We start from the raw sequence: 25,350 nt of genomic DNA, 5'->3' as shown, positions 1-25,350 counted from the left end.
AGTACTCACAACAAAAACAAGGAGTCACCTTATGAATCGTCATCGCGGTATCCGTTCCCTGTGTTGCGCCGCTCTGGCGGTATCGGCCTTTGGCTTGAGCAGCCTGCTGCAGGCCGCCGAGCCGGTGAAGATCGGCTTCCTGGTCAAGCAGGCGGAGGAGCCCTGGTTCCAGACCGAATGGGCTTTCGCCGAGAAAGCCAGCAAGGACAAGGGCTTTACCCTGATCAAGATCGCCGTGCCGGACGGGGAGAAAACCCTCTCGGCCATCGACAGCCTGGCCGCCAACGGTGCCAAGGGCTTCGTGATCTGCCCGCCGGACGTGTCCCTGGGGCCGGCGATCGTGGCGAAGGCCAAGGCCAATGATCTGAAAGTGATCGCCGTGGATGACCGTTTTGTCGACGCCAGCGGCAAGTTCATGGAGGACGTCCCCTACCTGGGCATGGCCGCGTTCGAAGTCGGCCAGAAGCAGGGGGCCGCGATGGCCGCCGAGGCGAAGAAGCGCGGCTGGGACTGGAAAGATACCTACGCGGTGATCAACACCTACAACGAGCTCGACACCGGCAAGAAGCGCACCGACGGTTCGGTGAAATCCCTGGAGGCCGCCGGCCTGCCGAAAGACCACATCCTCTTCACCCCGCTCAAGACCCTCGACGTGCCGGGCAGCATGGACTCCACCAGCTCGGCGCTGGTGAAGCTGCCGGGTTCGGCGAAAAACCTGATCATCGGCGGCATGAACGACAACACCGTGCTGGGCGGTGTGCGCGCCACTGAAAGCGCCGGTTTCGCCGCGGCCAACGTCATCGGTGTCGGCATCAATGGCACCGACGCCATCGGCGAACTGAAGAAGCCCAGCAGCGGCTTTTTCGGCTCGATGCTGCCCAGCCCGCACCTTGAGGGCTACAACACCGCGAGCATGATGTTCGACTGGATCACCACCGGCAAGGAGCCGCCGAAGTACACCGCGATGGATGAGGTCACGCTGATCACGCGTGACAACTTCAAGCAGGAACTGGAAAAGATCGGTCTTTGGAAGTGACGGTCGACTTTGCTCGGTGGCCCTGGCGACAGGGCTTGCTGGTCGGTGTGATGAGGTGGTTATGCACGCGCAATTGAACAGACAGCAGCACAGTGTCGGCGCCAGTTTGTGTTTCAACGGGATCGGCAAGACCTTCCCCGGGGTCAAGGCGCTGGACGGTATCAGTTTCACTGCCCACCCAGGACAGGTCCATGCCCTGATGGGGGAAAACGGTGCGGGCAAGTCGACCCTGCTCAAGATCCTCGGCGGCGCCTACAGCCCCAGCAGTGGCCATTTGCAGATCGGCGAGCAGGCGATGGCCTTCAAGTGCGCGGCCGACAGCATTGCCAGCGGCGTGGCCGTCATCCACCAGGAATTGCACCTGGTGCCGGAAATGACCGTGGCGGAGAACCTGTTCCTCGGACATTTGCCGGCCCGTTACGGTGTGATCAATCACCGTGAGTTGCGCGAGCATGCACTGGCATGTCTCAAGGGGCTGGCCGACGAGATCGATCCCCAGCAGAAGGTGGGCCGCCTGTCCCTGGGGCAGCGGCAGCTGGTGGAAATCGCCAAGGCCCTGTCCCGTGGTGCACAGGTGATTGCCTTCGACGAACCCACCAGCAGCCTGTCGGCCCGGGAAATCGAGCGCCTGATGGCGATCATCGAGCGGCTGCGGGACGAGGGCAAGGTGGTGCTCTACGTGTCTCACCGCATGGAGGAGGTGTTCCGGATCTGCAATGCGGTGACCGTGTTCAAGGACGGACGCTACGTGCGTACCTTCGAGGACATGAGCACGCTGACCCATGATCAGTTGGTCACCTGCATGGTGGGGCGCGACATCCAGGACATCTACGATTACCGCCCTCGTCCACGGGGGGCGGTGGCACTCAAGGTCGACGGCCTGTTGGGGCCGGGCTTGCGTGAGCCGGTCAGTTTCGCGGCGCACAAGGGCGAGATCCTTGGCCTGTTCGGCCTGGTGGGCGCGGGGCGTACCGAATTGCTGCGCCTGCTGGGCGGCCTCGAGCGGATCACTGCCGGGAATCTGCAACTGTGCGACGAGCCGCTGCAACTGCGTTCGCCGCGCGATGCCATCGCCGCCGGTGTCCTGCTGTGCCCCGAGGACCGCAAGAAGGAAGGCATCATGCCGCTCTCCAGCGTTGCCGAGAACATCAACATCAGTGCCCGCAGCGCCCATTCCACCTTCGGCTGGCTGCTGCGTGACGGTTGGGAAAAGGGCAATGCCGAAAAGCAGATCAAGGCACTGAAAGTTAAAACCCCGGGTCCTGCGCAGAAGATCCTCTACCTGTCGGGGGGCAACCAGCAGAAGGCCATTCTGGGTCGCTGGCTGTCGATGCCGATGAAGGTCCTGCTGCTGGACGAGCCGACACGCGGCATCGATATCGGCGCGAAGGCCGAGATCTACCAGATCATCCATGACCTGGCCGCCAGTGGGGTCGCGGTGATCGTGGTGTCCAGCGACCTGATGGAGGTGATGGGCATTTCCGACCGCATCCTGGTGCTTTGCGAAGGCGTGATGCGTGGCGAAAAGAGCCGTGAACAGGCCGATGAATCCAACCTGCTGCAACTGGCCCTGCCGCGCCAACGCGCCGCCGGCCTGGAGAATTGAGAGGTGACCATGACAAGCCAAAACAATACGTTGCCAGCAGCGCGCAAGTCCCTGGACGTGCGCAGCCTTGTGGATAACTGGGCGATGCTGCTGGCGGCGGTGGGGATCTTCCTGCTCTGCACCCTGCTGATCGATAACTTTCTCTCGCCATTGAACATGCGTGGCCTGGGGCTGGCGATTTCCACCACTGGCATCGCAGCGTGCACCATGCTGTATTGCCTGGCGTCCGGGCATTTCGACCTGTCGGTGGGCTCGGTGATCGCCTGTGCCGGAGTGGTGGCCGCAGTGGTGATGCGCGACACCAACAGTGTGTTCCTGGGCATCTGCGCCGCATTGCTGATGGGGCTGATTGTCGGGTTGATCAATGGAATCGTGATCGCCAAGCTGCGGGTCAATGCCCTGATCACCACGCTGGCGACCATGCAGATCGTGCGCGGCCTGGCCTACATCTTTGCCAACGGCAAGGCGGTGGGGGTGTCCCAGGATCAGTTCTTCATCTACGGCAATGGCCAGCTGTTCGGCGTACCGGTACCGATCCTGATCACCATCGGCTGTTTCCTGTTTTTTGGCTGGTTGCTCAACTACACCACCTACGGGCGCAACACCATGGCTATTGGCGGTAACCAGGAAGCGGCGCTGCTGGCCGGGGTCAACGTCGATCGGACCAAGATCGTCATCTTCGCCGTGCACGGCGTCATTGGGGCATTGGCCGGCGTGGTGCTGGCATCCCGCATGACGTCCGGCCAGCCGATGATCGGCCAGGGTTTCGAGTTGACGGTGATTTCCGCCTGCGTGCTGGGTGGGGTGTCGTTAAGCGGTGGTGTGGGCATGATCCGGCATGTGATTGCCGGGGTGCTGATTCTGGCGATCATCGAGAACGCGATGAACCTGAAAAACATCGACACGTTCTACCAGTACGTGATTCGAGGCTCCATCCTGCTGTTGGCGGTGGTGATCGATCGCCTGAAGCAACGCTGACCCTTCGGCGCCAGCTATCGTAATCCCCAACCTGCTGGAGCTGTAGAGCCTCGACAAGGCCCGGCAGCTCCAGCAGGTTTTCAGTTGGCCGAGAACTTCAGGATGGTGTTCTGGGTATAGGTCTGGCCCGGATCCAGTCGCGTGGTCGGGAAGCCCGGCTGGTTCGGCGAATCGGGGTAGTGCTGGGTTTCCAGGGTGAACGCCCCCCAATGCCCATAGACCTTGCCCGCCTTGCCCTTGACCGAGCCGTCGAGAAAGTTGCTGGTGTAGAACTGCACCCCGGGCTCGCTGGTGTAGAGCTGCAGGCGACGACCGGACTGCGGGTCGTGCACCTCGGCGGCGATCCGGCTGACGTCACCCTTGGCATCCAGGGCCCAGTTGAAGTCGAAACCGCCCTGTTTCGGCTCGGCGAACTTGAGTTGCGGGTGATCGGCCCTGATGTGCTGGCCGATCGCGGTCGGCTGGCGAAAATCCATCGGCGTGCCGGCCACCGGGGCCAGTTCACCGGTGGGAATCAGAGTGCTGTTGACGGGCGTGTAATGGCTGGCGTGCAAGGTGGCGAGCTGCTTGAGCACATCGCCGTTGCCGGCGCCGGCGAGGTTGAAATAGCTGTGGTTGGTGAGGTTCAGCACCGTGGGCTGGTCGGTGGTCGCCTTGTACTCGATGCGAAGCTCGTTGTTGTCGTTGAGGCTGTAGGTGACCTCGACGTTCAGGTTGCCGGGAAAGCCCATTTCCCCGGCCTTGGACAGGTAGCTCAGCCTCACGCCGACCGAGTCCTTGCTGCTCACCGGCTGTGCTTTCCAGACCCGCTTGTCAAAACCCTGCGCTCCACCGTGCAGTGCGTTGGGGCCATCGTTGAGCGGCACCTGATAGCGCTTGCCGTCCAGTTCGAACGCACCGTTGGCCAGGCGATTGCCGTAGCGACCGATGGTGGCGCCGAAAAATGCGGTGCCGCTCTGGTAGCCCTGGACATCATCGAAACCCAGTACCACGTCTTCGAACCTGCCGTGCTTGTCCGGCACTTTCAACGATTGCAGGGTGCCGCCGTAGGTGATGACCGTGGCCTGCAGGCCGTGGCTGTTGCGCAGCACATACTGCTCGATGGCGGTGCCATCCTGGGTCTTGCCAAAGGCCTTGTGCTCGCTGGACAGGCCCGTGGCCTGGACGCCCTGGCTGGCAATCACCAGGGACAGCCCCAGGCCGTAAAGCGAGTGTCGGGAGTGCAACATGGTCGAACCTCCATTTATTGTTTTAAGTTGAATAGTTCTACTAATTTGCGATATTTTGTCGATCAAGCAGTAGATTTATAGCCTTAACTGCCGATTTTTCAATATAAAATAAGACTAATTGAATCGACAGGCGAGAGATGAGCCCAGGATGCCCGGCACACCCGGAGTCCGGCTGCCTGTGGTCAAGTGCCTACCGTGGAGTAACCGTCATATGAGTCATGAAACCGGCGTGGGCGTGCAGGCTGTCTATGCGGACCTGAAAAACAGGACCGTGCTGATCTCCGGCGGCGCTTCCGGAATTGGCGAGGCCATGGTCTGCGCCTTTGCACGGCAAGGGGCCAGGGTTGCGTTTGTGGATATGGCCAAGAGCCAGGGCGAGCGGCTGGAGGCTCGACTGCTGGCCGAGGGGCACAGGGTCGAGTTCGCTCACTGCGATATCACTGATGAGATCGCCTACAAGGTGGCGATCCAGGGCTTTGCGCAAACGCTGGGGCCGGTGACGGTCCTGGTGAACAATGCCGCCAATGATGTACGCCACACCCTGGATGAAGTGGATTCGGAAACCTTCGATAAGCTGGTTTCGGTCAATCTGAAGCATGCTTTTTTCGCCAGCCGGGCGGTGGTGCCGATGATGAAGGCTGCGGGGGAGGGGGCGATCATCAACCTGGGCTCCATCGGCTGGATGATGGCCTCCAGCGGGTACCCGGTCTACGCTGCCAGCAAGGCCGCGACCCATGGCATGACCCGCGCCCTGGCGCGGGAGCTGGGGCCCTGGGGTATCCGGGTCAATACCCTGGTGCCCGGCTGGGTAATGACCGAAAAGCAACTCGCGCTGTGGGTGGACGATGCCGCCAGGGAGTTGATCAAGCGTAGCCAATGCCTGCCAGGTAGCGTGGAGCCTGTGCATATCGCGAACATGGCGCTGTTCCTGGCCTCCGAGGTCTCGTCAATGTGCTCGGCGCAGAACTTCATCGTCGATGGTGGTTGGGTGTAGGGTTGGAGGTCCCGGGCCGGTATCGTCGGCAGGCACTATCCCGGCCAGTTTGCCGCTGACACTTCCCGCTTGCCCAAAACGAAAAAATCCCCGTGTCAGCGAGTGATCACGGGGATTTTTCTAACGAGATCCGTATGGATCCGTGCTCACGCCTTACACGTTGAAGCGGAAGTGCATCACGTCACCGTCCTTGACGATGTAGTCCTTGCCTTCCAGGCGCCATTTGCCGGCTTCCTTGGTGCCTGCTTCACCCTTGTACTGGATGAAGTCGTTGTAGGCGATCACTTCGGCGCGGATGAAGCCTTTTTCGAAGTCGGTGTGGATCACGCCGGCGGCTTGCGGGGCGGTGGCGCCGACACGCACGGTCCAGGCGCGGACTTCCTCGACACCGGCGGTGAAGTAGGTCTGCAGATTGAGCATTTCGTAACCGGCGCGGATCACGCGGTTCAGGCCTGGCTCTTCGAGGCCCAGGGCTTCGAGGAACATGTCCTTCTCTTCACCGTCTTCCAGTTCGGCGATTTCCGCTTCGATCTTGTTGCACACCGGTACGACCACTGCGCCTTCTTCGTCGGCGATGGCCTTGACCACGTCCAGCAGCGGGTTGTTCTCGAAGCCGTCCTCGGCGACGTTGGCGATGTACATCACCGGCTTGGTGGTTAGCAGGTGGAAGCCGCGGATCACCGCCTTTTCTTCCGTGCTCATGTTCTTCATCAGGCTGCGCGCCGGCTTGCCTTCGGTGAAGTGGGCGATCAACTGCTCCAGCAGGCCCTTCTGGACCACCGCGTCCTTGTCGCCGCCCTTGGCGTTGCGTGCGACCTTCTGCAGCTGCTTCTCGCAGCTTTCCAGGTCGGCGAAGATCAGTTCCAGGTCGATGATTTCGATATCGCGTTTCGGGTCGACGCTGTTGGCGACGTGAATCACGTTCTCGTCTTCGAAGCAGCGGACCACGTGGGCGATTGCATCGGTTTCACGGATGTTGGCCAGGAACTTGTTGCCCAGGCCTTCGCCTTTCGACGCACCGGCTACGAGGCCGGCGATATCGACGAATTCCATGGTGGTTGGCAGGATACGCTTGGGATTGACGATCTCGGCCAGGGCCGCCAGGCGTGAATCCGGCATCGGCACGATGCCGCTGTTCGGCTCGATGGTGCAGAAGGGGAAGTTTTCCGCCGCGATGCCGGACTTGGTCAGTGCGTTGAACAGGGTGGATTTGCCAACGTTGGGCAAGCCGACGATACCGCAGTTGAATCCCATGGTGTTTCCCCTCGGGTAAAGAGTCAGGCCTTCTGGGTGTGCAGGTTTTTCATCGCACGGTTCCATTCACCGGCGAGGATATCCGGCAGCACGCCGAGGGCAAAATCGATGCTGGCATCGAGTTTTTCCTGTTCGGCGCGTGGCGCACGACCCAGGACGAAATTTGAAACCATGCTTGCAACGCCCGGGTGGCCAATGCCAAGCCGCAGGCGGTGAAAGTTATTCTGGTTGCCGAGCTGCGCGATAATGTCGCGCAGGCCGTTGTGCCCGCCATGCCCGCCGCCCTGCTTGAGCTTGGCAACGCCGGGTGGCAGGTCGAGTTCGTCGTGCGCCACGAGGATTTCTTCAGGCTTGATGCGGAAGAATCCAGCCAGTGCCGAAACGGCCTGGCCACTACGGTTCATGTAGGTGGTGGGAATCAGCAGACGAACATCCTGACCCTGGTGACTGAAGCGCCCGGTCAGGCCGAAATACTTGCGATCGGCCACGAGGCTGATGCCTTGTGCCGAAGCGATGCGTTCAACAAAAAGGGCCCCCGCGTTATGCCGGGTCTGTTCGTATTCGGTGCCTGGATTACCCAGGCCAACGATCAGTTTGATGGCAGTCACGACAGGGGCCCTTCTATGGAATGGTGGATAACAACGCCGTTGGCGGTTGCGGCGAAAGTGGACGAAAAGTGCTCATTTACCATGATGTAAACTCCGCATTCTCGCCCGCTTTCTCGCTACGTTCCAGTCCGCGATGTTTCCAATCACTCCGGCGTCAGAGTGAAATTACTCTGCAGCGCCTTCTTCAGCTTCTGGAGCAACACGTGGAGCGTGAACGTTGGCTACTGCCTTGTCGTCACCGTGTGCCAGAGCTACGAACTCAACGCCTTTAGGCGCCTTGAGGTCGGACAGGTGAATGATCGAACCGACTTCGGCGTTGGCCAGGTCGACTTCGATGAATTCAGGCAGGTCCTTGGCTTCGCAGGAAACTTCGATCTCGTTCACGACGTGGGAGATCTCGCCGCCTTTCTTCACTGGAGCAGCTTCGTTGATGAAGTGCACAGGAACGGTAGCGGTCAGTTTCTTGCCAGCGACAACGCGTACGAAGTCGGCGTGCATGATGAACTGCTTGGCAGGGTGACGCTGCAGAGCTTTAACGATCACGTTCTGCTTGGAGCCACCCACGTTCAGCTCGATCACGTGGCTGAAGGCAGCCTCGTCTTCGAACAGCTTGGCAATTTCTTTTGCCAGGATGGTGATGGACTCAGGAGCCTTGTCGCCACCGTAGACAACGGCAGGAACCTGGCTGGCGAGACGACGCAGGCGGCGGCTCGCACCTTTCCCCAGGTCGTTGCGCGCTTCGGCGTTCAGGATGAAATCAGTCATTTTGTATCTCCAAAATAGCCATCTCCGGATCACGTCTGCGACCGACGTGAGCGGTATGGGCAAAAAAGCCCCGCCCCAACATGAGTGTTGGGGCGGGGCGCTTTACGTCAACGGCTGTTCGGCAGGGCCAGGCCCTTAGCGGAACATCGCGCTGATCGATTCTTCGTTGCTGATGCGGCGAACCGCTTCGGCGACTACCGGTGCGATATCCAGCTGGCGGATACGTGCACAGGCTTGTGCTGCGGCGGACAGCGGGATGGTGTTGGTCACCACCAGCTCGTCCAGCACGGAATTTTCAATGTTCTCGATCGCCCGACCCGACAGCACAGGGTGTGTGCAGTAGGCAAAGACCTTGGCAGCGCCATGTTCCTTGAGGGCTTTCGCCGCGTGGCACAGGGTGCCGGCGGTGTCGACCATGTCGTCGACGAGAATGCAGGTGCGGCCTTCGACATCACCGATGATGTGCATCACTTCGGAGTGGTTGGCCTTCTCACGACGCTTGTCGATGATGCCCAGATCCACGCCCAGCGACTTGGCAACAGCACGTGCACGCACGACGCCACCAATGTCCGGAGACACGATCATCAGGTTTTCGAAACGCTGGTCTTCGATGTCATCCACCAGGACAGGGGAGCCGTAGATGTTATCTACCGGAATATCGAAGAAACCCTGGATCTGGTCAGCGTGCAGGTCAACCGTGAGAACACGGTCGATGCCTACCACGGTGAGCATGTCAGCCACGACTTTCGCGCTGATAGCCACACGTGCGGAACGCGGACGGCGATCCTGACGGGCGTAACCAAAGTAAGGGATCACCGCAGTGATTCGGGTGGCTGAGGAACGGCGGAAGGCATCAGCCATCACGACGAGTTCCATCAGGTTATCGTTGGTCGGAGCGCAAGTCGGCTGGATAATGAAGACGTCTTTACCGCGGACGTTTTCATTGATCTCGGCAGTAATTTCGCCGTCGGAAAATTTTCCAACAGAGATGTCACCGAGAGGGATATGCAGCTGACGTACGACACGCCGAGCCAGATCGGGGTTGGCATTCCCCGTAAAGACCATCATCTTGGACACGCGCAGTACCTGAAGGCTGAGGGTAACCTGGATGAGTATTAGAAAATGGCAGGGGCGGCTGGATTCGAACCAACGCATGGCAGGATCAAAACCTGCTGCCTTACCGCTTGGCGACGCCCCTGTATCTGTTGCTACGAGTACCGGGTACTCGAATTCCTAGAGCAGACTTTGCAACTTGCGGTGCAACATCGAGATGTTGCTGCCTTTGGCTACAAACCCTGTATGGGTCTCTGCAAGAAGGGCCGAGACTTTATCAGCTTCAGCTTTGTTTGGGAAGGCCCCAAACACACAACTTCCAGTTCCGGTCAGTTTCGCTTCGGTATATTTACCCAGCGAATCCAAGGCGTTACGTACATCTGGATAACGTCTTGCAACAACCGGCAAGCAGTCATTTCGACTGTTTCCCTCGGGAACGGGGCGCACTTTAATGGGCGGGGAGTTACGTGTCAACAGCGGATCCGAAAAAATTTCTGCTGTACTTACAGAGACTTGCGGGACCAGTACGACATACCACGGCTCTTCGGGGTCGACCGGGGTGAGTTTCTCCCCGACGCCCTCGGCAAAAGCCGCGTGGCCGCGCACGAAAACCGGCACGTCGGCGCCCAGCGTCAGGCCCAGGGCCGCCAGGCGATCCTCGTTCCAGTCCAGTTGCCAGAGATGGTTCAGGCCTAGCAGGGTGGTCGCGGCATTCGAACTGCCGCCACCGATGCCGCCGCCCATGGGCAGGATCTTGTCGATCCAGATGTCCGCGCCGAGCGTCGATCCGGATTGCTCCTGGAGCTTCTTCGCCGCCCGCACGATCAGGTTGCTGTCGTGGGGGACGCCGTCGAACTCGGTGCGCAGGTGGATCACGCCATCGTCGCGCAGGGCGAAGTGCAGTTCGTCTCCGTAATCGAGGAACTGAAAGAGGGTCTGCAATTCATGGTAGCCATCCGCCCGGCGGCCGATGATGTGCAGCATCAGGTTCAGCTTGGCGGGTGAGGGCAGGCTCAGTTGGCGGGCGCTCATGTCATTGCCCCAGCCGGCGTGGCTGCCAGTCCTTGATCACCAGGGTGACGTCGAGGTCCTGGCCGTGCAGCTTCAGGCGTTCAGGCAGCCAGTAGCCGTTCTGTTCGGAGTAGCTCTGGTACTCGACCTGCCAGCCATCCTGCTCCAGGGTGGCGAGGTGGCTGTCATTGTCCAGGCTCAGGCGGCTCTTGCTGTCGGGAGCGGGCAGGCCGCGGACCCACCAGACCAGGTGCGACACCGGCAGCTTCCAGCCCAGTTGCTCTTCCAGCAGGGCCTCGGGGCTTTGCGCCTCGTAGCGGCCCTGGTTGGCAACCTCCAGCGAGACCTGGCCGGGACGTCCGGTCAGGCGCGCGGCGCCGCGACCCAGCGGGCCGGAGAGGCGGATGTCGTAATAGTCCTGGCGCTGCAGCCAGAACAGCGTACCGCTGCCGGAGTCCTTCGGCGCGCGGATACCGACCTTGCCGTTGATCTGCCAGCCGTCGAGGCTGCTCAACTGCTGCTTGTGGCTGGCCCAGCGGGCCGGGTCACCGTGGCCCTCGACGGACTCACGGGCGCCGAAGCCCGCACAACCGGCGAGCAGGGCGATCAGGCTGAAAACAACGAGGTGGCGCAGGAACATAAGCTTAAAGAGTCTCGGAACCGGTCAGGCGTTTGATGGTGCCACGCAGGATGGGGCTGTCGGGCTGGTCCTTGAGGAACTTGCCCCAGATCTTTCTGGCCTCGCCCTGCTTGCCGTTGGCCCACAGGACTTCACCCAGGTGCGCCGCGACCTCCTGGTCGGGGAAGCGCTCCAGGGCCTGGCGCAGCAGGCGCTCGGCCTCGTCGAGGTTGCCCAGGCGGAAATTGACCCAGCCGAGGCTGTCGAGCACGGCAGGATCCTCGGGGTTCAGCTGATGCGCCTTTTCGATCAGTTCCTTGGCTTCGGCGTAGCGCGTGGTGCGGTCCGACAGGGTGTAGCCCAAGGCGTTGAGGGCCATGGCGTTGTCCGGTTCGCGCTTGAGAATCGCCCGCAGGTCCTTCTCCATCTGGGCCAGGTCGTTGCGTTTCTCCGCCTGCATGGCGCGGGTGTAAAGCAGGTTCAGGTCGTCCGGGTACTGCAGCAGCGCCTGTTGCAGGACTTTCCAGGCCTGTTCGCCCTGGTTGTTGGCGGAGAAGATCTCGGCTTCGATCAGGTACAGCTGGATCGCGTAGTCCGGCTGCTCGTCACGAGCGGCGGCCAGGCGTTTCGAGGCTTCGGCGCCACGACCGCTGGTGACCAGGATGTCCGCCTGGCGCAGTTGTGCCGGCAGGTAGTCGTTGCCCGCGCCGACCTGCTCGTACTCCTCCAGGGCGCCTTGCGGGTCGTTCTTTTCTTCGGCGATGCGGCCCAGGTTCAGGTGGGCGGAGTCGACGTGGCTGTCGCGGGCGATCAGTTCTTCGAGATAGCCCTTGGCCTCGTCCCAGGCCTTGGCCTCCAGGCAGACCAGCGCCAGCGAGAAGCGCAGCTCATCGTCTTCCGGATACTGCTGGACCAGGTTGGAGAACTGCACCTTGGCATCGGCCATGCGGTCCTGTTCGACCAGCATGCGTGCGTAGGTCAGGCGCAGGCGCTTGTCTTCGGGGTATTTCTTGATGCTCTTTTCCAGCAGCGGAATCGCTTCCTTGCCGCGATTGAGGCTCTGCAGCAGGCGCGCGCGCAACAGCAGCGGGGCGATCTCGCCGTCTTCCGGCGGATTGTTCTCCAGCAGCGTCAGGGCACCCTGGCTGTCACCGTCCTGTTGCAGCAACAGGGCCTTGCCGAAAATCAGCTGGCTGTTCTTCGGGTGCTTGACCAGCAGGCGGTCGAAACTCTTCATCAGGCCGTTGCGGGTGTCCTGGTCGGTGTCGGCCGCCGACAGCGCGAGGAAGTCGAAATGGGTATCGCCCTTGCCCTGCAGGACTTTCTCCATATAGACCATGGATTCGTCATAGCGCCCGCTGCGAGCCAGCTGGATGGCGGCCGCACGCTGGGCCTCGAGGTCGTCCGGGGCGTTTTTTGCCCAGATCAGCGAGGTGTCGAGGGCGGCCTGGTCGGCGCCCAGGTACTCGGCGATGCGGAAGGCACGCTCGGAAATGCCCGGATCCTGGGTGTTGATCGCCTGGGTGACGTAGTTATCCAGGGCAATATCGAAACGATTTCGCTGTCCGGCCAGCTCCGCGCTCAACAGGCTGAAGACCGTGTCCTCAGTGAAGGAGCCGTAGACCTTGGGCTTTTCCGGGGCCGCCGTGGTTTCCTCGGCCGGCGGCGTATGGACCGGCGACACGGGTGCCAAGGCCTGGCAGCCGCTGAGGACGACAAAAGCGAGAAGCAACGCGGACGATCTATTCATAGGGGAGAAGGGCAACTAACCTGCGGTCGGGCCATCATGACACAAGCGGTGGGCAGAACCATACCCGAGACCGCTCACCGGGGGCATTAATAGCAACGTTCGATTATGACAATAGTCGGCAGTGGTTGTTCTGAACCGGGTGAAGTAGGACAATTGTCGGCTTCTCGACATCATCAGCGACCTTGAATGGCCTTCCTCGCACTCGGCATCAACCACAAGACGGCCTCCGTAGACGTGCGCGAGCGCGTGGCGTTCACCCCCGAGCAGTTGGTGGAGGCGCTGCAGCAGCTCTGCCGCCTGACCGACAGCCGGGAAGCCGCCATCCTCTCCACCTGCAATCGCAGCGAACTGTATATAGAACAGGATCACCTGGCGGCGGACACGGTCCTGCGCTGGCTGGCCGATTATCACCACCTGAGCCTGGAGGAACTGCGCGCCAGTGCCTATGTGCACGAGGATGATGCGGCTGTTCGTCACATGATGCGCGTTGCCTCCGGGCTCGACTCGCTGGTGCTCGGCGAACCGCAGATTCTCGGCCAGATGAAGTCGGCCTATGCGGTGGCGCGGGAAGCCGGTACCGTCGGCCCGCTGCTCGGGCGGCTGTTCCAGGCGACCTTCAGTGCCGCCAAGCAGGTGCGCACCGATACCGCCATCGGCGAGAACCCGGTGTCGGTGGCGTTTGCCGCCGTCAGCCTGGCGAAACAGATTTTCAGTGACCTGCAGCGCAGCAGCGCGTTGCTGATCGGTGCCGGCGAGACCATCACCCTGGTCGCCCGCCACCTGCACGAGCAGGGCGTGAAGCGGATCGTGGTCGCCAACCGGACCCTGGAGCGGGCCAAGATCCTGGCCGAGGAGTTCGGTGCCCACGCGGTGCTGCTGGCCGATATTCCCCAGGAACTGGTGCACAGTGACATCGTGATCAGCTCGACGGCCAGCCAGTTGCCGATTCTCGGCAAGGGCGCCGTGGAAAGTGCGCTGAAGCTGCGCAAGCACAAGCCGATCTTCATGGTCGATATCGCGGTTCCCCGGGATATCGAGCCGGAAGTCGGCGAGTTGGACGACGTTTACCTCTATACCGTCGACGATCTCCATGAAGTGGTCGCCGAGAACCTCAAGAGCCGCCAGGGCGCCGCGCAGGCGGCCGAGGAACTGGTGAGCAACGGCGTCGACGATTTCATGGCGCGTCTGCGCGAACTGGCCGCCGTGGATGTACTGCGCGCCTACCGTCAGCAGAGCGAACGCCTGCGTGACGAAGAATTGCAAAAGGCCCAGCGCCTGCTGGCCAACGGCAACAGCGCCGAAGAGGTGTTGATGCAACTGGCCCGCGGCCTGACCAACAAGTTGATGCATGCGCCCAGTGTGCAACTGAAGAAGTTGTCCGCCGAAGGCCGTCTCGATGCGCTGGCCATGGCGCAGGAACTCTTTGCCCTCCGTGAGGGCTCATCGGATAGCTTTTCGGATAAAAAACCGCAATGAAAGCGTCACTGCTCAAAAAGTTGGACGTCCTCCAGGACCGTTTCGAGGAACTGACCGCCTTGCTTGGCGATGGCGAAGTCATTTCCGACCAGGCCAAGTTCCGTGCCTACTCCAAGGAGTATGCAGAGGTCGAGCCGATCGTCGCCGCCTACCAGCAGGTGCTGAAGGTGCAGTCGGATCTCGAGGGGGCCCAGGCACTGCTCAAGGACAGTGATCCGGACCTGCGCGAGATGGCGGTCGAGGAAACCCGCGAGGCCAAGGAACAACTGGTCGAGCTGGAGTCGACCCTGCAACGCATGCTGCTGCCCAAGGACCCTAACGACGGGCGCAACGTGTTCCTCGAAATCCGTGCCGGTACCGGTGGTGACGAGGCGGCGATCTTCTCCGGCGACCTGTTCCGCATGTACTCGCGGTATGCCGAGAAACGTGGCTGGCGGGTGGAGATCCTCTCGGAAAGCGAGGGCGAGCATGGTGGCTACAAGGAGGTCATCGCCCGCGTCGAGGGCGAGAACGTCTATGGCAAGCTGAAGTTCGAGTCGGGTGCCCACCGCGTGCAGCGGGTACCGGCCACCGAATCCCAGGGCCGTATCCACACCTCGGCCTGCACCGTGGCGGTGCTGCCCGAGCCGGACGAACAGGAAGCCATCGAGATCAACCCGGCGGACCTGCGCATCGACACCTACCGTTCCTCGGGGGCGGGCGGTCAGCACGTGAACAAGACCGACTCGGCGATCCGCATCACCCACATTCCGTCGGGGATCGTGGTCGAGTGCCAGGAAGAGCGTTCCCAGCACAAGAACCGGGCGCGGGCCATGGCCTGGCTGTCGGCCAAGCTCAACGACCAGCAGGCCAGCGCCGCCGCCAACGCGATTGCCAGCGAGCGCAAGCTGCTGGTGGGCTCCGGCGACCGTTCCGAACGCATCCGTACCTACAACTTCCCGCAGGGCCGGGTCACCGACCATCGTGTCAACCTGACCCTGTACTCCCTGGACGAAATCATGGCCGGTGGCGTCGAGGCGGTGATCGAACCGCTGCTGGCCGAATACCAGGCCGACCAACTGGCGGCACTGGGTGACTGAATGACTATTATTGCCAGCCTGCTGCGCGCCGCCGAACTGCCTGATTCTCCAACGGCGCGCCTGGACGCCGAGTTGCTGTTGGCGGCTGCCCTGGGCAAGTCCCGCAGCTACCTGCACACCTGGCCGGAAAAGATCGTCAGCAGCGAAGACGCGCAGACCTTCGGCGATTTCCTGCAGCGCCGCCGTGAAGGTGAACCGGTGGCCTACATCCTGGGCCAGCAGGGCTTCTGGAAACTCGACCTGGAAGTCGCGCCACATACCCTGATTCCACGCCCGGATACCGAACTGCTGGTAGAGGCTGCGCTGGAGTTGCTGCCGGCGTCCCCGGCGAAGGTGCTCGACCTCGGTACCGGCACCGGCGCGATTGCCCTGGCCCTGGCCAGCGAGCGTCCGGCCTGGCAGGTCACGGCGGTCGATCGCGTGCCGGAAGCGGTGGCCCTGGCCGAACGCAACCGCGAGCGCCTGGGCCTGGACAACGCCACGGTCTTGCAGAGTCACTGGTTCAGTGCCCTGCAAGGCCGGCGTTTTCAACTGATCATCAGTAACCCGCCCTACATCGCCGCCGCCGATCCGCATCTGGTCGAGGGTGATGTTCGTTTCGAGCCGGCCAGTGCGCTTGTTGCCGGTGCCGATGGCCTGGATGACCTGCGTACGATCATCGCCGAAGCTCCCGCGCACCTTGAGGTCGATGGCTGGTTGCTGCTCGAGCACGGCTATGACCAGGCTGAAGCGGTATGTGGCCTGCTGGCGGCGCAAGGGTTCAGCGAAGTGCACAGCCGTACCGACCTGGGCGGCCACCAGCGTATCAGCCTGGGGCGGCTATCGTGCTGAACGACCAGGAACTGTTGCGCTATAGCCGGCAGATCCTGTTGCGGCAGGTCGATATCGACGGCCAGTTGCGCCTGAAAGACAGCCGGGTACTGATCGTCGGCCTCGGTGGTCTCGGAGCTCCGGTGGCCCTGTACCTGGCCGCTGCCGGGGTGGGGGAGTTGCACCTGGTGGATTTCGACAGCGTCGACCTGACCAACCTGCAGCGCCAGATCATCCACGACACCGACAGCGTCGGTTCGGGCAAGGTCGATTCGGCGTTGCGCCGGCTGACCGCGCTCAATCCGGAGGTGCGCCTGGTCGCCCATCGCCAGGCCCTGGATGAAGACAGCCTGGGTGCGGTCATTGCCGGCGTCGACCTGGTGCTCGATTGCTGCGACAACTTTTCCACCCGTGAGGCGGTCAACGCGGCCTGTGTGGCTGCCGGCAAGCCGCTGGTCAGCGGCGCGGCGATTCGCCTGGAGGGCCAACTGTCGGTCTTCGACCCACGCCGGGCCGACAGCCCGTGCTATCACTGCCTGTACGGTCACGGCAGCGAGGCCGAGCTGACCTGCAGCGAGGCCGGGGTGGTGGGGCCGCTGGTGGGGCTGGTCGGCAGCCTGCAAGCCCTGGAGGCCCTGAAACTGCTTGCCGGTTTTGGCGAGCCGCTGGTTGGTCGGCTGTTGCTGGTCGATGCGTTGGGCACGAAGTTTCGTGAGCTGCGGGTCAAGCGTGACCCGCAGTGCGCCGTCTGTGGCGGCCGCCATGAGTGAAGCGCCGATCGGGGTGTTCGACTCGGGTGTCGGCGGCCTGTCGGTGCTCAACGAGATTCATGCCCTGTTGCCCCGTGAGTCGCTGCTGTATGTCGCCGACTGTGGGCACATCCCCTACGGCGAAAAAAGTCCGGAATACATTCGCCAGCGTTGCCAGGTGATTGCCGGCTTCCTGCGCGAGCAGGGCGCCAAGGCGCTGGTGATCGCCTGCAATACCGCCACTGTCGCCGGTGTCGCCGACTTGCGCCAGCTTTATCCGGACTGGCCGCTGGTCGGTATGGAACCGGCGGTCAAGCCGGCTGCCGCCGCCACCCGCAGCGGCGTGGTCGGGGTGCTGGCGACCACCGGCACGTTGCAGAGCGCCAAGTTCGCCGCCTTGCTCGATCGTTTCGCCAACGATGTCCGGGTGGTCACCCAGCCCTGTCCCGGCCTGGTGGAGATGATCGAGGACGGTGACCTGCACAGCCAGGCCCTGCGCCAGTTGCTGGCCAGCTACGTCGAGCCGCTGCTGGCGGCCGGTTGTGACACGATCATTCTCGGCTGCACCCACTATCCCTTCCTCAAGCCGTTGCTGCTGGAAATGATTCCGGCCTCTATCAGCCTGATCGACACGGGGGCCGCAGTGGCCCGCCAGCTCCAGCGCCTGCTGCAGGCCCGCGACCTGCTGTCCGCGGGCCCGGCCCGCGGGGCAAGGTTCTGGACCAGTGCCGATCCCCTTCACCTTGGAAACATCCTGCCCCTGCTATGGAATAAGCCGAGCAGCGTAGATAGCTTTCGGCGCTAGGAACACCCAGCGAAAATCGCGAAAATTCGCTGAACTTCTGGCTCGCGCCAGATTTCTACTGAAGGTCCTTCTCGCTGTTAAACATCCATTTGAAATAGGATATTTCTGATGAAGAGCTTGCTCTGCCTGGCCGCATTGACGGCCACCACCCTGTTGTACGGCGTGACGGCCCACGCGGCCGGTGTCGAGTTTTCGGTCGGTCAGACCGGCAAGTCGACCCAGACCTACCGCCTGGGGCTGCAATCGGATTGGGATAGGAGCTGGTTGCAAAGCGATGTCGGCCGCCTGACCGGCTACTGGAGCGGCGCCTACACCTACTGGGACGGTGACAAGGCGTCGAGCAATCACAGCCTGTCCTTCTCGCCGGTGTTCGTGTACGAGTTTTCCGGGGAATCGGTCAAACCCTACATCGAGGCGGGGATTGGCGTGGCGCTGTTCGCCCACACGGAAGTCGAGGACAACAAGCTGGGTTCGGCCTTCCAGTTCGAGGACCGTATCGGCTTCGGCCTGCGTTTCGCCGGTGGGCATGAGCTGGGCGTTCGCGTCACCCACTATTCGAATGCCGGCATCCGTACCCCGAACGACGGCATCGAAAGCTACGCCCTGCATTACACCCTGCCGCTCTAGCGCCTCGTCGCTCAGCCCTCGAAGCGCCCGAGCAACGGCTGCGGCCTTGCCGCCGGCTTGGCCAGCAGCAGTTGCGCGGTACCCAGGGCGCGCTCGAGGAACCCGCCTTCGCAGTAGCACAGGTAGAACTCCCACAGGCGCAGGAAATGTTCGTCGTAGCCCAACTCGGCCAGGCGGCCATGGGCGCGCTGGAAGTTCTCGTGCCACAGGCGCAGGGTGCGCGCGTAGTGCAGGCCGAAGTCCTCCATGTGCAGCAGGTTCATGTCGCTGTGCTGGCCGACCACTTCGAGCAACTTGTGTACGCTGGGCAGCGCTCCACCAGGAAAGATGTAGCGCTGGATGAAGTCGACACTGTTCCTGGCCTGTTCATAACGCTGTTCACGGATGGTGATGCTCTGCAGCAGCATCAGCCCGTCGTTCTTGAGCAGCCGTGCGCATTGCTGGAAGTAGCCGGGCAGGAAACGATGACCCACGGCCTCGATCATTTCGATGGAGACCAGCTTGTCGTACTGGCCGGTGAGGTCGCGGTAGTCTTCCAGCAGCAGGGTGATGCGATCCTGCAGGCCCAGGGCCTCGACGCGTTGCCGGGTATAGGCCAGCTGTTCGCGCGACAGCGTGGTGGTGGTCACCTTGCAGCCATAGTGCTGGGCGGCATGGATCGCCATGCTGCCCCAACCGGTGCCGATTTCCAGCAGGTGATCATCCGGTGTCAGCGCCAACTTCTGGCAGATACGCTCCAGCTTGTTCAACTGGGCCTGTTCCAGGCTGTCCTCGGGGCTGAGGAACTGTGCCGCCGAATACATCATGGTCGGATCGAGGAACTGCTCGAACAGGTCGTTGCCCAGGTCGTAATGGGCCTCGATGTTCTTGCGCGAGCCCTTGCGGGTGTTGCGATTGAGCCAGTGCAGTGCCTGGACGAAAGGCCGGCCGAGGCTGGCCAGGCCACCCTCCATGGCGTCGAGCACGTCGAGGTTGCTGACGAACACGCGGATCACCGCCGTCAGGTCCGGGCTGGTCCAGTAGCCATGGATGAAGGCCTCGCCGGCCCCGATCGAACCGTTGCCGGCAACCAGGCCCCAGGCTGCCGGATCCTGGACATGTATTTCTCCCAGCAGCCCGCTGCCCGGCTGGCCGAACAGCTGGCGTTCGCCATCCTCGACCACCAGCAACTGGCCGTGCCGCAGTGCACTCAACTGGCGTTGTACGCCGCGGCGCAGCAAGCGGGTGCTCAAGCGGTTGGCGCTCCACAGGTTGTTTCGGGTCACCAGGCTAGAGCTTCTCATGACGTTGTTCCTCGGGTTGTGCGGTGGCAATGCTGAAGGCGCCATCGGCAGCCTGGTGGGAGAAAATCGGCGTGCGCTTGAGCAGCAGGCGCAAGGCCTGCCAGTAGATCGACAGACAGGTCTTGGCACTCATCCAGGGGAAGCGCCACAGGTAGCGATGCAGGCTGGCGCGACCGAGGGCTTCGCGCCGCAGGTCGAGGGTGGCGTCGAACAGCTTCAGTTCGCCCTGCCAGTCGGCCATGTGCACGCCGAGCCGTTCAGTGGGCTGGCTGAAGCTCATGCGGTATTGCAGGTCGCGGGGCAGGAATGGCGAGACATGAAACGACTTGGCCGCCGTGACATGCTGGTGGCCTTCGCCGCTGGCCGCGAGTACGTAGTGGTAGCGTTCGCCCCAGGGGGTATTGGTGACTTCGCAGAGTATCGCCGCGAGGCGGTCGTCGCTGTCGAAGCAGTAGAAGAAACTCACCGGGTTGAACGACAGCCCCCAACTGCGCGGTTGCGTCAGTAGGCGCACGGGGCCCTGTGGCGCCTGTCCCAGGGCGAGGGCGACCTGCTGGCGCACCGCGTCGATCAACGGCATGCCCTGGCGGGTGAAGGCACGCAGATGGTCGGTCTCGCGCCAGGCAAAGGGGGCGAAGCGACTGCGGCCGGCCAGGGGCGAAAGGCCAAGGACACTGGCCTGCTCGGCGAGGTCCAGGTAGAGCAGGCCGATCCGATAGCGGAATTCATGGCGCCTGGGGGCAAAGCGCCGATGGCTGATCCAGCCGCTGTAAAGGGCGCTGTTCACAGCCGTTCCCCGAAGGCTTCGGCGACCCGCAGGGCGCTGTTCACGCCGTCTTCGTGAAAGCCGTTGGCCCAGTAGGCACCGCAGTAGTAGGTGTGGCGCTTGCCATGCAGTTCTTCCCAACGCTGTTGTGCCGCGATGGCGGCCAGGTCGTATTGCGGATGGGCATAGGTATAGCGGGCCAGGATCTTGCCCGGGTCGATATCGGCAGTCTGGTTGAGGCTGACGCAGAAGGTGTTGTCGCTGGTGATGCCCTGGAGAATGTTCATGTTGTAGGTCACCGCCGCCTGGCGTTGGCCGCCGAGGCGATAGTTCCAGCTGGCCCAGGCCAGCCGACGGTCCGGCAGCAGGCGGGTATCGGTGTGCAGCACGACTTCGTTGTCGGCGTAGGGCAGGGCGCCGAGGATCTGTCGTTCGGCGTCGCTTGGCTCGGCCAGCAGCCCGAGGGCCTGGTCGCTGTGGCAGGCGAACACCACCTTGTCGAAACGTTCGCTGCCGGCGGCGCTGTGGATGACGACGCCCTGTTCATCGCGCTCGACCCGGCTCACCGGGCAGTTCAGGCGGATGTTCTGGCGAAAGCCGGCGGTCAGCGGTGTCACGTAGGCGCTGGACCCGCCTTCGATCACCCGCCACTGTGGACGATCATTGACCGACAGCAGTCCATGGTTCTTGAAGAACCGGACGAAGAACTGCAGGGGAAAGCCCAGCATGTCGGCCAGCGACATCGACCAGATCGCCGCGCCCATCGGCACGATGTAATGCTGGATGAAGCGTTCGCCGTAGCGCCCTTCGCGCAGGTAGGCGCCCAGGGTGGTGTCGGCGGCGATGCGCTGCTGCTCGAGGTCGGCGATGGCCCGGCGATTGAAGCGCAGGATATCGCGCAACATGCCCCAGAAGCCCGGTGACAGCAGGTTGCTGCGCTGGGCGAACAGGCTGTCGAGGCTGTTGCCGTTGTATTCCAGGCCGCTGGCCGGGTCATGCACCGAAAAACTCATCTCGGTGGGCTTGTGGCCGACCCCGAGCTGGTCGAGCAGGCGGATGAAGTTCGGGTAGGTCCAGTCGTTGAAGACGATGAAGCCGGTGTCGATCGCATGCTGCTGGCCGGCGACGCTGACATCGACCGTGTGGGTGTGGCCACCGATCCAGTCGGCGGCCTCGAACAGGGTGATCGAATGCTGCCGCTTGAGCAGGTAGGCGCAGGTCAGCCCGGAGATGCCACTGCCGATCAGGGCGATGTTCATGAGCGGTCTTCCGTTTGCGAGCCATCGCGTGCCATGAGCTTGCCGACCGCCAGCTGCAGGCGCTTGGGCAGGCGTGACAGGGGCCAGAGTCCGGCCATGAACAGTGCCGGAAAGGCAATCTCCAGGGGCCGCTTGGGCAGCCGCCCGCAGATGTGCTCGGCGGCCTTGTCGGCGGGCCAGCTGAGGGGCATGGGAAAGTCGTTCTTGCGGGTCAGCGGGGTGTCGACGAAACCGGGGCTGACCAGGGTGACGTCGATACCTTCGTGGGCGAGGTCGATGCGCAACGATTCGAACAGGTAGCGCATACCGGCCTTTGAGGCGCCATAGGCTTCGGCGCGGGGCAGCGGCAGGAAGGTCACGGCGCTGGCGATACCGACCAGGTGCGGCCGGGTGCCGGCCCGTAGCAGCGGCAGAGCGGTCTCGATGCAGTAGCTGCTGGCGAGCAGGTTGGTGCGGACCACCCGCTCGATCACCGAGGCATCGAACTCCCGGGCATCGACGTATTCACAGGTACCGGCATTGAGGATCACGCTGTCGAGCGCGCCCCAGGCCTGGTTGATGCGCTCACCGATCTCGCGTACCTGCTGGCTGTCGGTCAGGTCGCCGGGGACCGACAGCACCTGGCCCGGATAACGTGCACCGAGCTCTTCCAGGGCTTGTTCATTGCGTGCGCTGACTGCCAGTTGCACGCCCTCCTTGAGCAGTACATCGGCCATGGCGGCACCGATACCGCTGCTGGCGCCGGTCAGCCAGATGCGGCGTGGGAGCTTCGTGCTCATGTCATTCTCCTTTTGAGCCAGGCGGTGGCCCAGCCGATCACCGGCAGGTGGTCGTACAGCAGGGCGCCGGCATCGAAGTAGTCCCGATGGCGATAGACCTTTTCGTGCCAGAGCAGATGGGAGCAGCCTTCGACCCGGATTGGCTGGCCCTTGGCCAGCCTGGGATGACAATAGCTCATGTTCCAGCGCAGGTAGCCTTCTCCGTCACGAACCGGGTCGAAACCATGGAAGGTGAACTCCAGTTCGCTGACATTGCTGTACAGATCGGCGAAGTAACGCCGTAGGGCCGCGAGTCCCTTGATCTGATGCAGCGGGTCGGTGAACTGCACGTCCTCGCTGTACAGCTCGTCGAGCAAGGCCAGGTTGTGCTTGTCCACGGCACAAAAGCGCCGGGCGAAGTCATGCAGGAACTCACTCATGCGCGCCCCCGGATTCCGGGCGCGACGGCAGGCTCTTGAACGCGGCGAGGGCCCGTTCGCGGCTGCTCGCCAGGTCGACGATCGGCTGTGGATAACCGGCGACGCCGAACAGGCCGCCGAGGGCGGCCGGGTTGTGCACATCCTTTTTGTTCAGGCCGGCCAGTTCCGGCAACCAGTGCTTGATGAACAGGCCTTCGCTGTCGAATTTCTGCGACTGGCTGATCGGGTTGAAGATGCGGAAGTAGGGGGCCGAGTCGGTACCGGTGGAGGAACTCCACTGCCAGCCGCCGTTGTTGGCCGCCAGGTCGCCGTCGATCAGGTGGCGCATGAAGAAGCGCTCGCCTTCGCGCCAGTCGATCAGCAGGTTCTTGGTCAGGAACATCGCCACCACCATGCGCAGGCGGTTGTGCATCCAGCCGGTTTCAAGCAATTGGCGCATGGCCGCGTCGATGATCGGCAGGCCGGTACGGCCTTGCTGCCAGGCTTCCAGGTCGCGCGGTGCATGGCGCCAGGCCACGGCCTCGGTCTCCGGACGGAATGCGCGATGGCGCGAGACCCGTGGATAGCCGACCAGGATGTGCTTGTAGAACTCGCGCCAGAGCAGCTCGTTGATCCAGGTGACGGCGCCGACATTGCCGCTGTCGAATTCACCCAGGTTGCTTTGCAGGGCGGCGTGCAGGCATTGGCGCGGGGACACCACGCCGGCTGCGAGATAGGGAGAAAGCTGGCTGGTGCCGGGCTTGGCCGGGAAGTCGCGTTCGCTCTGGTAGTAGTCGATCTGTTGGTCGGCGAAGCTTTCCAGGCGCCGCCGGGCTTCGTTTTCACCGGCGGGCCAGAGGTTGCTCAGGGCCTGGGGTGCAGGGGCGAACCCGTCGAGGGTGTCGGGAACCGGGTCGCTCTTCACCGGCAACGGTGCCTGGGGCGCCGGTGGCGTGACCAGCGCTGGCAGCGCACCGTGCAGGCGGCTGTAGCAGACCTTGCGAAACTGGCTGAAGACCTGGAAATAGCCACCGGTGCGGGTCAGCACACTGCCCGGACGGAAGAACAACTGGTCGAGGTGGCTGTGGAAGTCGATGTCCCGGGCCTCGACGGCCTTGGCCACGGCCCGGTCCCGACGGGTTTCGTGGACACCGTACTCTTCGTTGACATGCACGGCGTCGACGCCCAGCGACTGGCACAGTTCGAGCAGCACGGTGGGGGCCTGGTCCCAGGTATCCGCCTGGCGAATCAGCAACGGGATGTTCAGCGTGGCCAGCGCCTGGCCAAGCTCCCGCAGGTTGCGCAGCCAGAAGTCGACCTTGCACGGCGCGTCGTCATGGGCCAGCCATTGTCCGGGGCTGAGCAGGAACACCGCCACCGTCGGCCCGCTGCGCGCGGCGGCGCTGAGGGCGGTGTTGTCGTGCAGGCGCAGGTCGGTGCGCAACCAGAACAATTGCATGGTCATTCCTTGGTGGTCGTCAGAGCAGCCCGAGCCCGGTCAGGCTCTGGCAAGCCGACAGCGGGTCCTGGGCGAGATTCAGGCCGGGAGTTTCGTCAGCGCAGCTGGCCAGTTCGCTGGCGTGAATGCACACCGCGGCACCGGCGAGCAGTACCGGCTGCTCGATGCCGCTCAGCAGCCTGGGCAGCGCCGCCAGGTTCAGGGTTTTGCTGGAGTACAGCAGCAGCGCGCGGGCCTTGAGCTGTTCGACAGCCAGCGCCAGCTCGCCGGGCGGCACCGGCCAGTCGAAAACCTCCACCGGGCAGTCGGCGCTGCTCGCCAGCCAGGCGGTCAGCCACAGATGGGGTTCGAGCGGCAGGTCCGACTGGTTGACCAGCAGCAGCGGCTGGCCCTTGAGCTGACGGTTGTTGTGGTAGATCCGGGCGCCCAGCTTGCTGCGTAGCCAGGAATGGAAGAACACCCGTTCCATCTGCCCGCCGAACTGGCCCTGCCAACGTTGTTCGAGTTCGTCCAGCAGCGGGATCAGCAATTGTTCGCAGACGGTGCGGGGTGGGTACAGCGACATTGCCTGGTTGAAGCGGTCGTCGACCTGGCGTTCATCCAGGCGGCCGATGGCCTGGACCAGTTCCTGGTGCAGGCGGTGCCAGTCGTTTGCCGGTGCCTCGGTAGGGGGCTGTTGGCTGTCGAGCAACTGCTTGACCTGGCGTACCGCGACGCCACGGTTCAACCAGGTCAGGATCGCCTGGATACGCTGCACGTGATCGCTGGAGAACAGCCGGTGTCCCTTGGCCGTGCGATGCGGCACGATCAGGCCATAACGGCGTTCCCAGGCGCGCAGGGTGACGGCATTGACGCCCGTCTGCCGGGCGACTTCGCGAATCGGCAACCAGCCGGCGGCCAGGGCGCTGACGTAATCGGGGGAGGACTCATCGTCCTCGGCAAGGGGTCTGGACATGA

Annotated in this window: 25 protein-coding genes and 1 tRNA gene; 10 read left to right on the top strand and 16 right to left on the bottom strand. The window is 62.9% G+C overall.

The window, feature by feature from the left end; genetic code table 11:
• Positions 1 to 31: 31 nt before the first annotated feature.
• The 3 genes from HU752_RS28225 (at position 32) to araH (ending at position 3,620) form a co-directional block, all read left to right on the top strand.
• Positions 32 to 1,036 (top strand): substrate-binding domain-containing protein, encoded by a 1,005-nt coding sequence (locus HU752_RS28225; RefSeq protein ID WP_017904359.1) that lies wholly within the window; start codon positions 32 to 34, stop codon positions 1,034 to 1,036.
• A 61-nt stretch (positions 1,037 to 1,097) separates the two neighbouring features.
• Entirely contained in the window at positions 1,098 to 2,642 is a 1,545-nt protein-coding gene (gene araG, locus HU752_RS28220; protein ID WP_186678676.1) for an L-arabinose ABC transporter ATP-binding protein AraG, read from the top strand.
• A 9-nt stretch (positions 2,643 to 2,651) separates the two neighbouring features.
• Entirely contained in the window at positions 2,652 to 3,620 is a 969-nt protein-coding gene (gene araH / locus HU752_RS28215) for an L-arabinose ABC transporter permease AraH (protein ID WP_186678673.1), read from the top strand.
• Positions 3,621 to 3,700: 80 nt separating this feature from the next.
• Here the strand turns inward: araH and HU752_RS28210 are convergent, their stop codons facing one another.
• Positions 3,701 to 4,849: an aldose epimerase family protein gene (locus tag HU752_RS28210; RefSeq protein WP_186678670.1), complete on the bottom strand. Its 1,149-nt coding sequence runs from the start codon at positions 4,847 to 4,849 to the stop codon at positions 3,701 to 3,703.
• A 211-nt stretch (positions 4,850 to 5,060) separates the two neighbouring features.
• Between HU752_RS28210 and HU752_RS28205 the strand changes: the two genes are divergently transcribed.
• Positions 5,061 to 5,843, top strand: a complete 783-nt coding sequence (locus HU752_RS28205) for an SDR family NAD(P)-dependent oxidoreductase (protein WP_186678667.1) — start codon at positions 5,061 to 5,063, stop codon at positions 5,841 to 5,843.
• Positions 5,844 to 5,996: 153 nt separating this feature from the next.
• Here HU752_RS28205 and ychF read toward each other — a convergent pair whose 3' ends face one another.
• The 8 genes from ychF to HU752_RS28165 all read right to left on the bottom strand — a co-directional run bounded on the left by ychF (position 5,997) and on the right by HU752_RS28165 (position 12,903).
• The gene (gene ychF / locus HU752_RS28200; RefSeq protein WP_186678664.1) at positions 5,997 to 7,097 is read right to left on the bottom strand and encodes a redox-regulated ATPase YchF; all 1,101 of its coding nucleotides are present in this window, start codon (positions 7,095 to 7,097) and stop codon (positions 5,997 to 5,999) included.
• A gap of 23 nt (positions 7,098 to 7,120) precedes the next feature.
• The gene (gene pth / locus HU752_RS28195; protein ID WP_186678661.1) at positions 7,121 to 7,705 is read right to left on the bottom strand and encodes an aminoacyl-tRNA hydrolase; all 585 of its coding nucleotides are present in this window, start codon (positions 7,703 to 7,705) and stop codon (positions 7,121 to 7,123) included.
• A gap of 165 nt (positions 7,706 to 7,870) precedes the next feature.
• On the bottom strand, positions 7,871 to 8,470 hold the full coding sequence (locus HU752_RS28190; protein WP_186678659.1) for a 50S ribosomal protein L25/general stress protein Ctc: 600 nt from the start codon (positions 8,468 to 8,470) through the stop codon (positions 7,871 to 7,873).
• Positions 8,471 to 8,605: 135 nt separating this feature from the next.
• On the bottom strand, positions 8,606 to 9,547 hold the full coding sequence (locus tag HU752_RS28185; RefSeq protein WP_003171603.1) for a ribose-phosphate pyrophosphokinase: 942 nt from the start codon (positions 9,545 to 9,547) through the stop codon (positions 8,606 to 8,608).
• A gap of 46 nt (positions 9,548 to 9,593) precedes the next feature.
• Positions 9,594 to 9,668, bottom strand: a tRNA-Gln gene (locus HU752_RS28180).
• A gap of 35 nt (positions 9,669 to 9,703) precedes the next feature.
• Positions 9,704 to 10,555 carry a 4-(cytidine 5'-diphospho)-2-C-methyl-D-erythritol kinase gene (gene ispE / locus HU752_RS28175; protein ID WP_186678657.1) on the bottom strand — a complete coding sequence of 284 codons (852 nt, stop codon included), beginning with the start codon at positions 10,553 to 10,555 and terminating at the stop codon, positions 9,704 to 9,706.
• A 1-nt stretch (position 10,556) separates the two neighbouring features.
• Entirely contained in the window at positions 10,557 to 11,174 is a 618-nt protein-coding gene (gene lolB / locus HU752_RS28170; RefSeq protein ID WP_186678655.1) for a lipoprotein insertase outer membrane protein LolB, read from the bottom strand.
• A 4-nt stretch (positions 11,175 to 11,178) separates the two neighbouring features.
• On the bottom strand, positions 11,179 to 12,903 hold the full coding sequence (locus HU752_RS28165; RefSeq protein ID WP_186678653.1) for a tetratricopeptide repeat protein: 1,725 nt from the start codon (positions 12,901 to 12,903) through the stop codon (positions 11,179 to 11,181).
• A gap of 186 nt (positions 12,904 to 13,089) precedes the next feature.
• Between HU752_RS28165 and hemA the strand changes: the two genes are divergently transcribed.
• The 6 genes from hemA (at position 13,090) to HU752_RS28135 (ending at position 18,449) form a co-directional block, all read left to right on the top strand.
• Positions 13,090 to 14,379 carry a glutamyl-tRNA reductase gene (gene hemA, locus HU752_RS28160; RefSeq protein ID WP_186678650.1) on the top strand — a complete coding sequence of 430 codons (1,290 nt, stop codon included), beginning with the start codon at positions 13,090 to 13,092 and terminating at the stop codon, positions 14,377 to 14,379.
• Positions 14,376 to 15,458 carry a peptide chain release factor 1 gene (prfA, locus tag HU752_RS28155; protein ID WP_186678649.1) on the top strand — a complete coding sequence of 361 codons (1,083 nt, stop codon included), beginning with the start codon at positions 14,376 to 14,378 and terminating at the stop codon, positions 15,456 to 15,458. The genes hemA and prfA overlap by 4 nt, the downstream gene beginning before the upstream one ends.
• A complete protein-coding gene (prmC, locus tag HU752_RS28150; RefSeq protein WP_186678647.1) occupies positions 15,459 to 16,289 on the top strand; it encodes a peptide chain release factor N(5)-glutamine methyltransferase in 831 nt (276 codons plus the stop codon).
• Positions 16,283 to 17,038, top strand: a complete 756-nt coding sequence (locus HU752_RS28145) for a molybdopterin-synthase adenylyltransferase MoeB (protein ID WP_186678642.1) — start codon at positions 16,283 to 16,285, stop codon at positions 17,036 to 17,038. Before prmC ends, HU752_RS28145 begins: the two co-directional genes overlap by 7 nt.
• Positions 17,031 to 17,822, top strand: a complete 792-nt coding sequence (gene murI, locus HU752_RS28140; protein WP_186678641.1) for a glutamate racemase — start codon at positions 17,031 to 17,033, stop codon at positions 17,820 to 17,822. Before HU752_RS28145 ends, murI begins: the two co-directional genes overlap by 8 nt.
• 108 nt (positions 17,823 to 17,930) lie before the next feature.
• Positions 17,931 to 18,449: an acyloxyacyl hydrolase gene (locus HU752_RS28135; RefSeq protein ID WP_186678639.1), complete on the top strand. Its 519-nt coding sequence runs from the start codon at positions 17,931 to 17,933 to the stop codon at positions 18,447 to 18,449.
• 11 nt (positions 18,450 to 18,460) lie between these two features.
• Here HU752_RS28135 and HU752_RS28130 read toward each other — a convergent pair whose 3' ends face one another.
• From HU752_RS28130 to HU752_RS28100, 7 genes are read right to left on the bottom strand one after another with little or no spacing between them, the layout of a single operon-like run.
• Positions 18,461 to 19,732: an SAM-dependent methyltransferase gene (locus HU752_RS28130; protein ID WP_186678637.1), complete on the bottom strand. Its 1,272-nt coding sequence runs from the start codon at positions 19,730 to 19,732 to the stop codon at positions 18,461 to 18,463.
• Positions 19,719 to 20,519 carry a DUF1365 domain-containing protein gene (locus HU752_RS28125; RefSeq protein ID WP_186678635.1) on the bottom strand — a complete coding sequence of 267 codons (801 nt, stop codon included), beginning with the start codon at positions 20,517 to 20,519 and terminating at the stop codon, positions 19,719 to 19,721. Before HU752_RS28125 ends, HU752_RS28130 begins: the two co-directional genes overlap by 14 nt.
• Positions 20,516 to 21,757 carry an NAD(P)/FAD-dependent oxidoreductase gene (locus HU752_RS28120; protein ID WP_186678632.1) on the bottom strand — a complete coding sequence of 414 codons (1,242 nt, stop codon included), beginning with the start codon at positions 21,755 to 21,757 and terminating at the stop codon, positions 20,516 to 20,518. Before HU752_RS28120 ends, HU752_RS28125 begins: the two co-directional genes overlap by 4 nt.
• Complete coding sequence (locus HU752_RS28115; RefSeq protein WP_186678622.1) at positions 21,754 to 22,536, bottom strand: SDR family NAD(P)-dependent oxidoreductase; 783 nt, start codon at positions 22,534 to 22,536, stop codon at positions 21,754 to 21,756. The genes HU752_RS28120 and HU752_RS28115 overlap by 4 nt, the downstream gene beginning before the upstream one ends.
• Positions 22,533 to 22,955, bottom strand: a complete 423-nt coding sequence (locus HU752_RS28110; RefSeq protein WP_186678613.1) for a nuclear transport factor 2 family protein — start codon at positions 22,953 to 22,955, stop codon at positions 22,533 to 22,535. The genes HU752_RS28115 and HU752_RS28110 overlap by 4 nt, the downstream gene beginning before the upstream one ends.
• Complete coding sequence (gene phrB, locus HU752_RS28105) at positions 22,948 to 24,393, bottom strand: deoxyribodipyrimidine photo-lyase (RefSeq protein ID WP_186678610.1); 1,446 nt, start codon at positions 24,391 to 24,393, stop codon at positions 22,948 to 22,950. Before phrB ends, HU752_RS28110 begins: the two co-directional genes overlap by 8 nt.
• Positions 24,394 to 24,412: 19 nt before the next feature.
• Positions 24,413 to 25,348, bottom strand: a complete 936-nt coding sequence (locus HU752_RS28100; RefSeq protein ID WP_186678608.1) for a MerR family transcriptional regulator — start codon at positions 25,346 to 25,348, stop codon at positions 24,413 to 24,415.
• Between the last annotated feature and the right edge of the window lie 2 nt (positions 25,349 to 25,350).

This window comes from Pseudomonas vanderleydeniana, assembly GCF_014268755.2.
GTDB classification, from domain to species: Bacteria; Pseudomonadota; Gammaproteobacteria; order Pseudomonadales; family Pseudomonadaceae; genus Aquipseudomonas; species Aquipseudomonas vanderleydeniana.
This window is presented reverse-complemented; position numbering and strand designations above follow the sequence as displayed.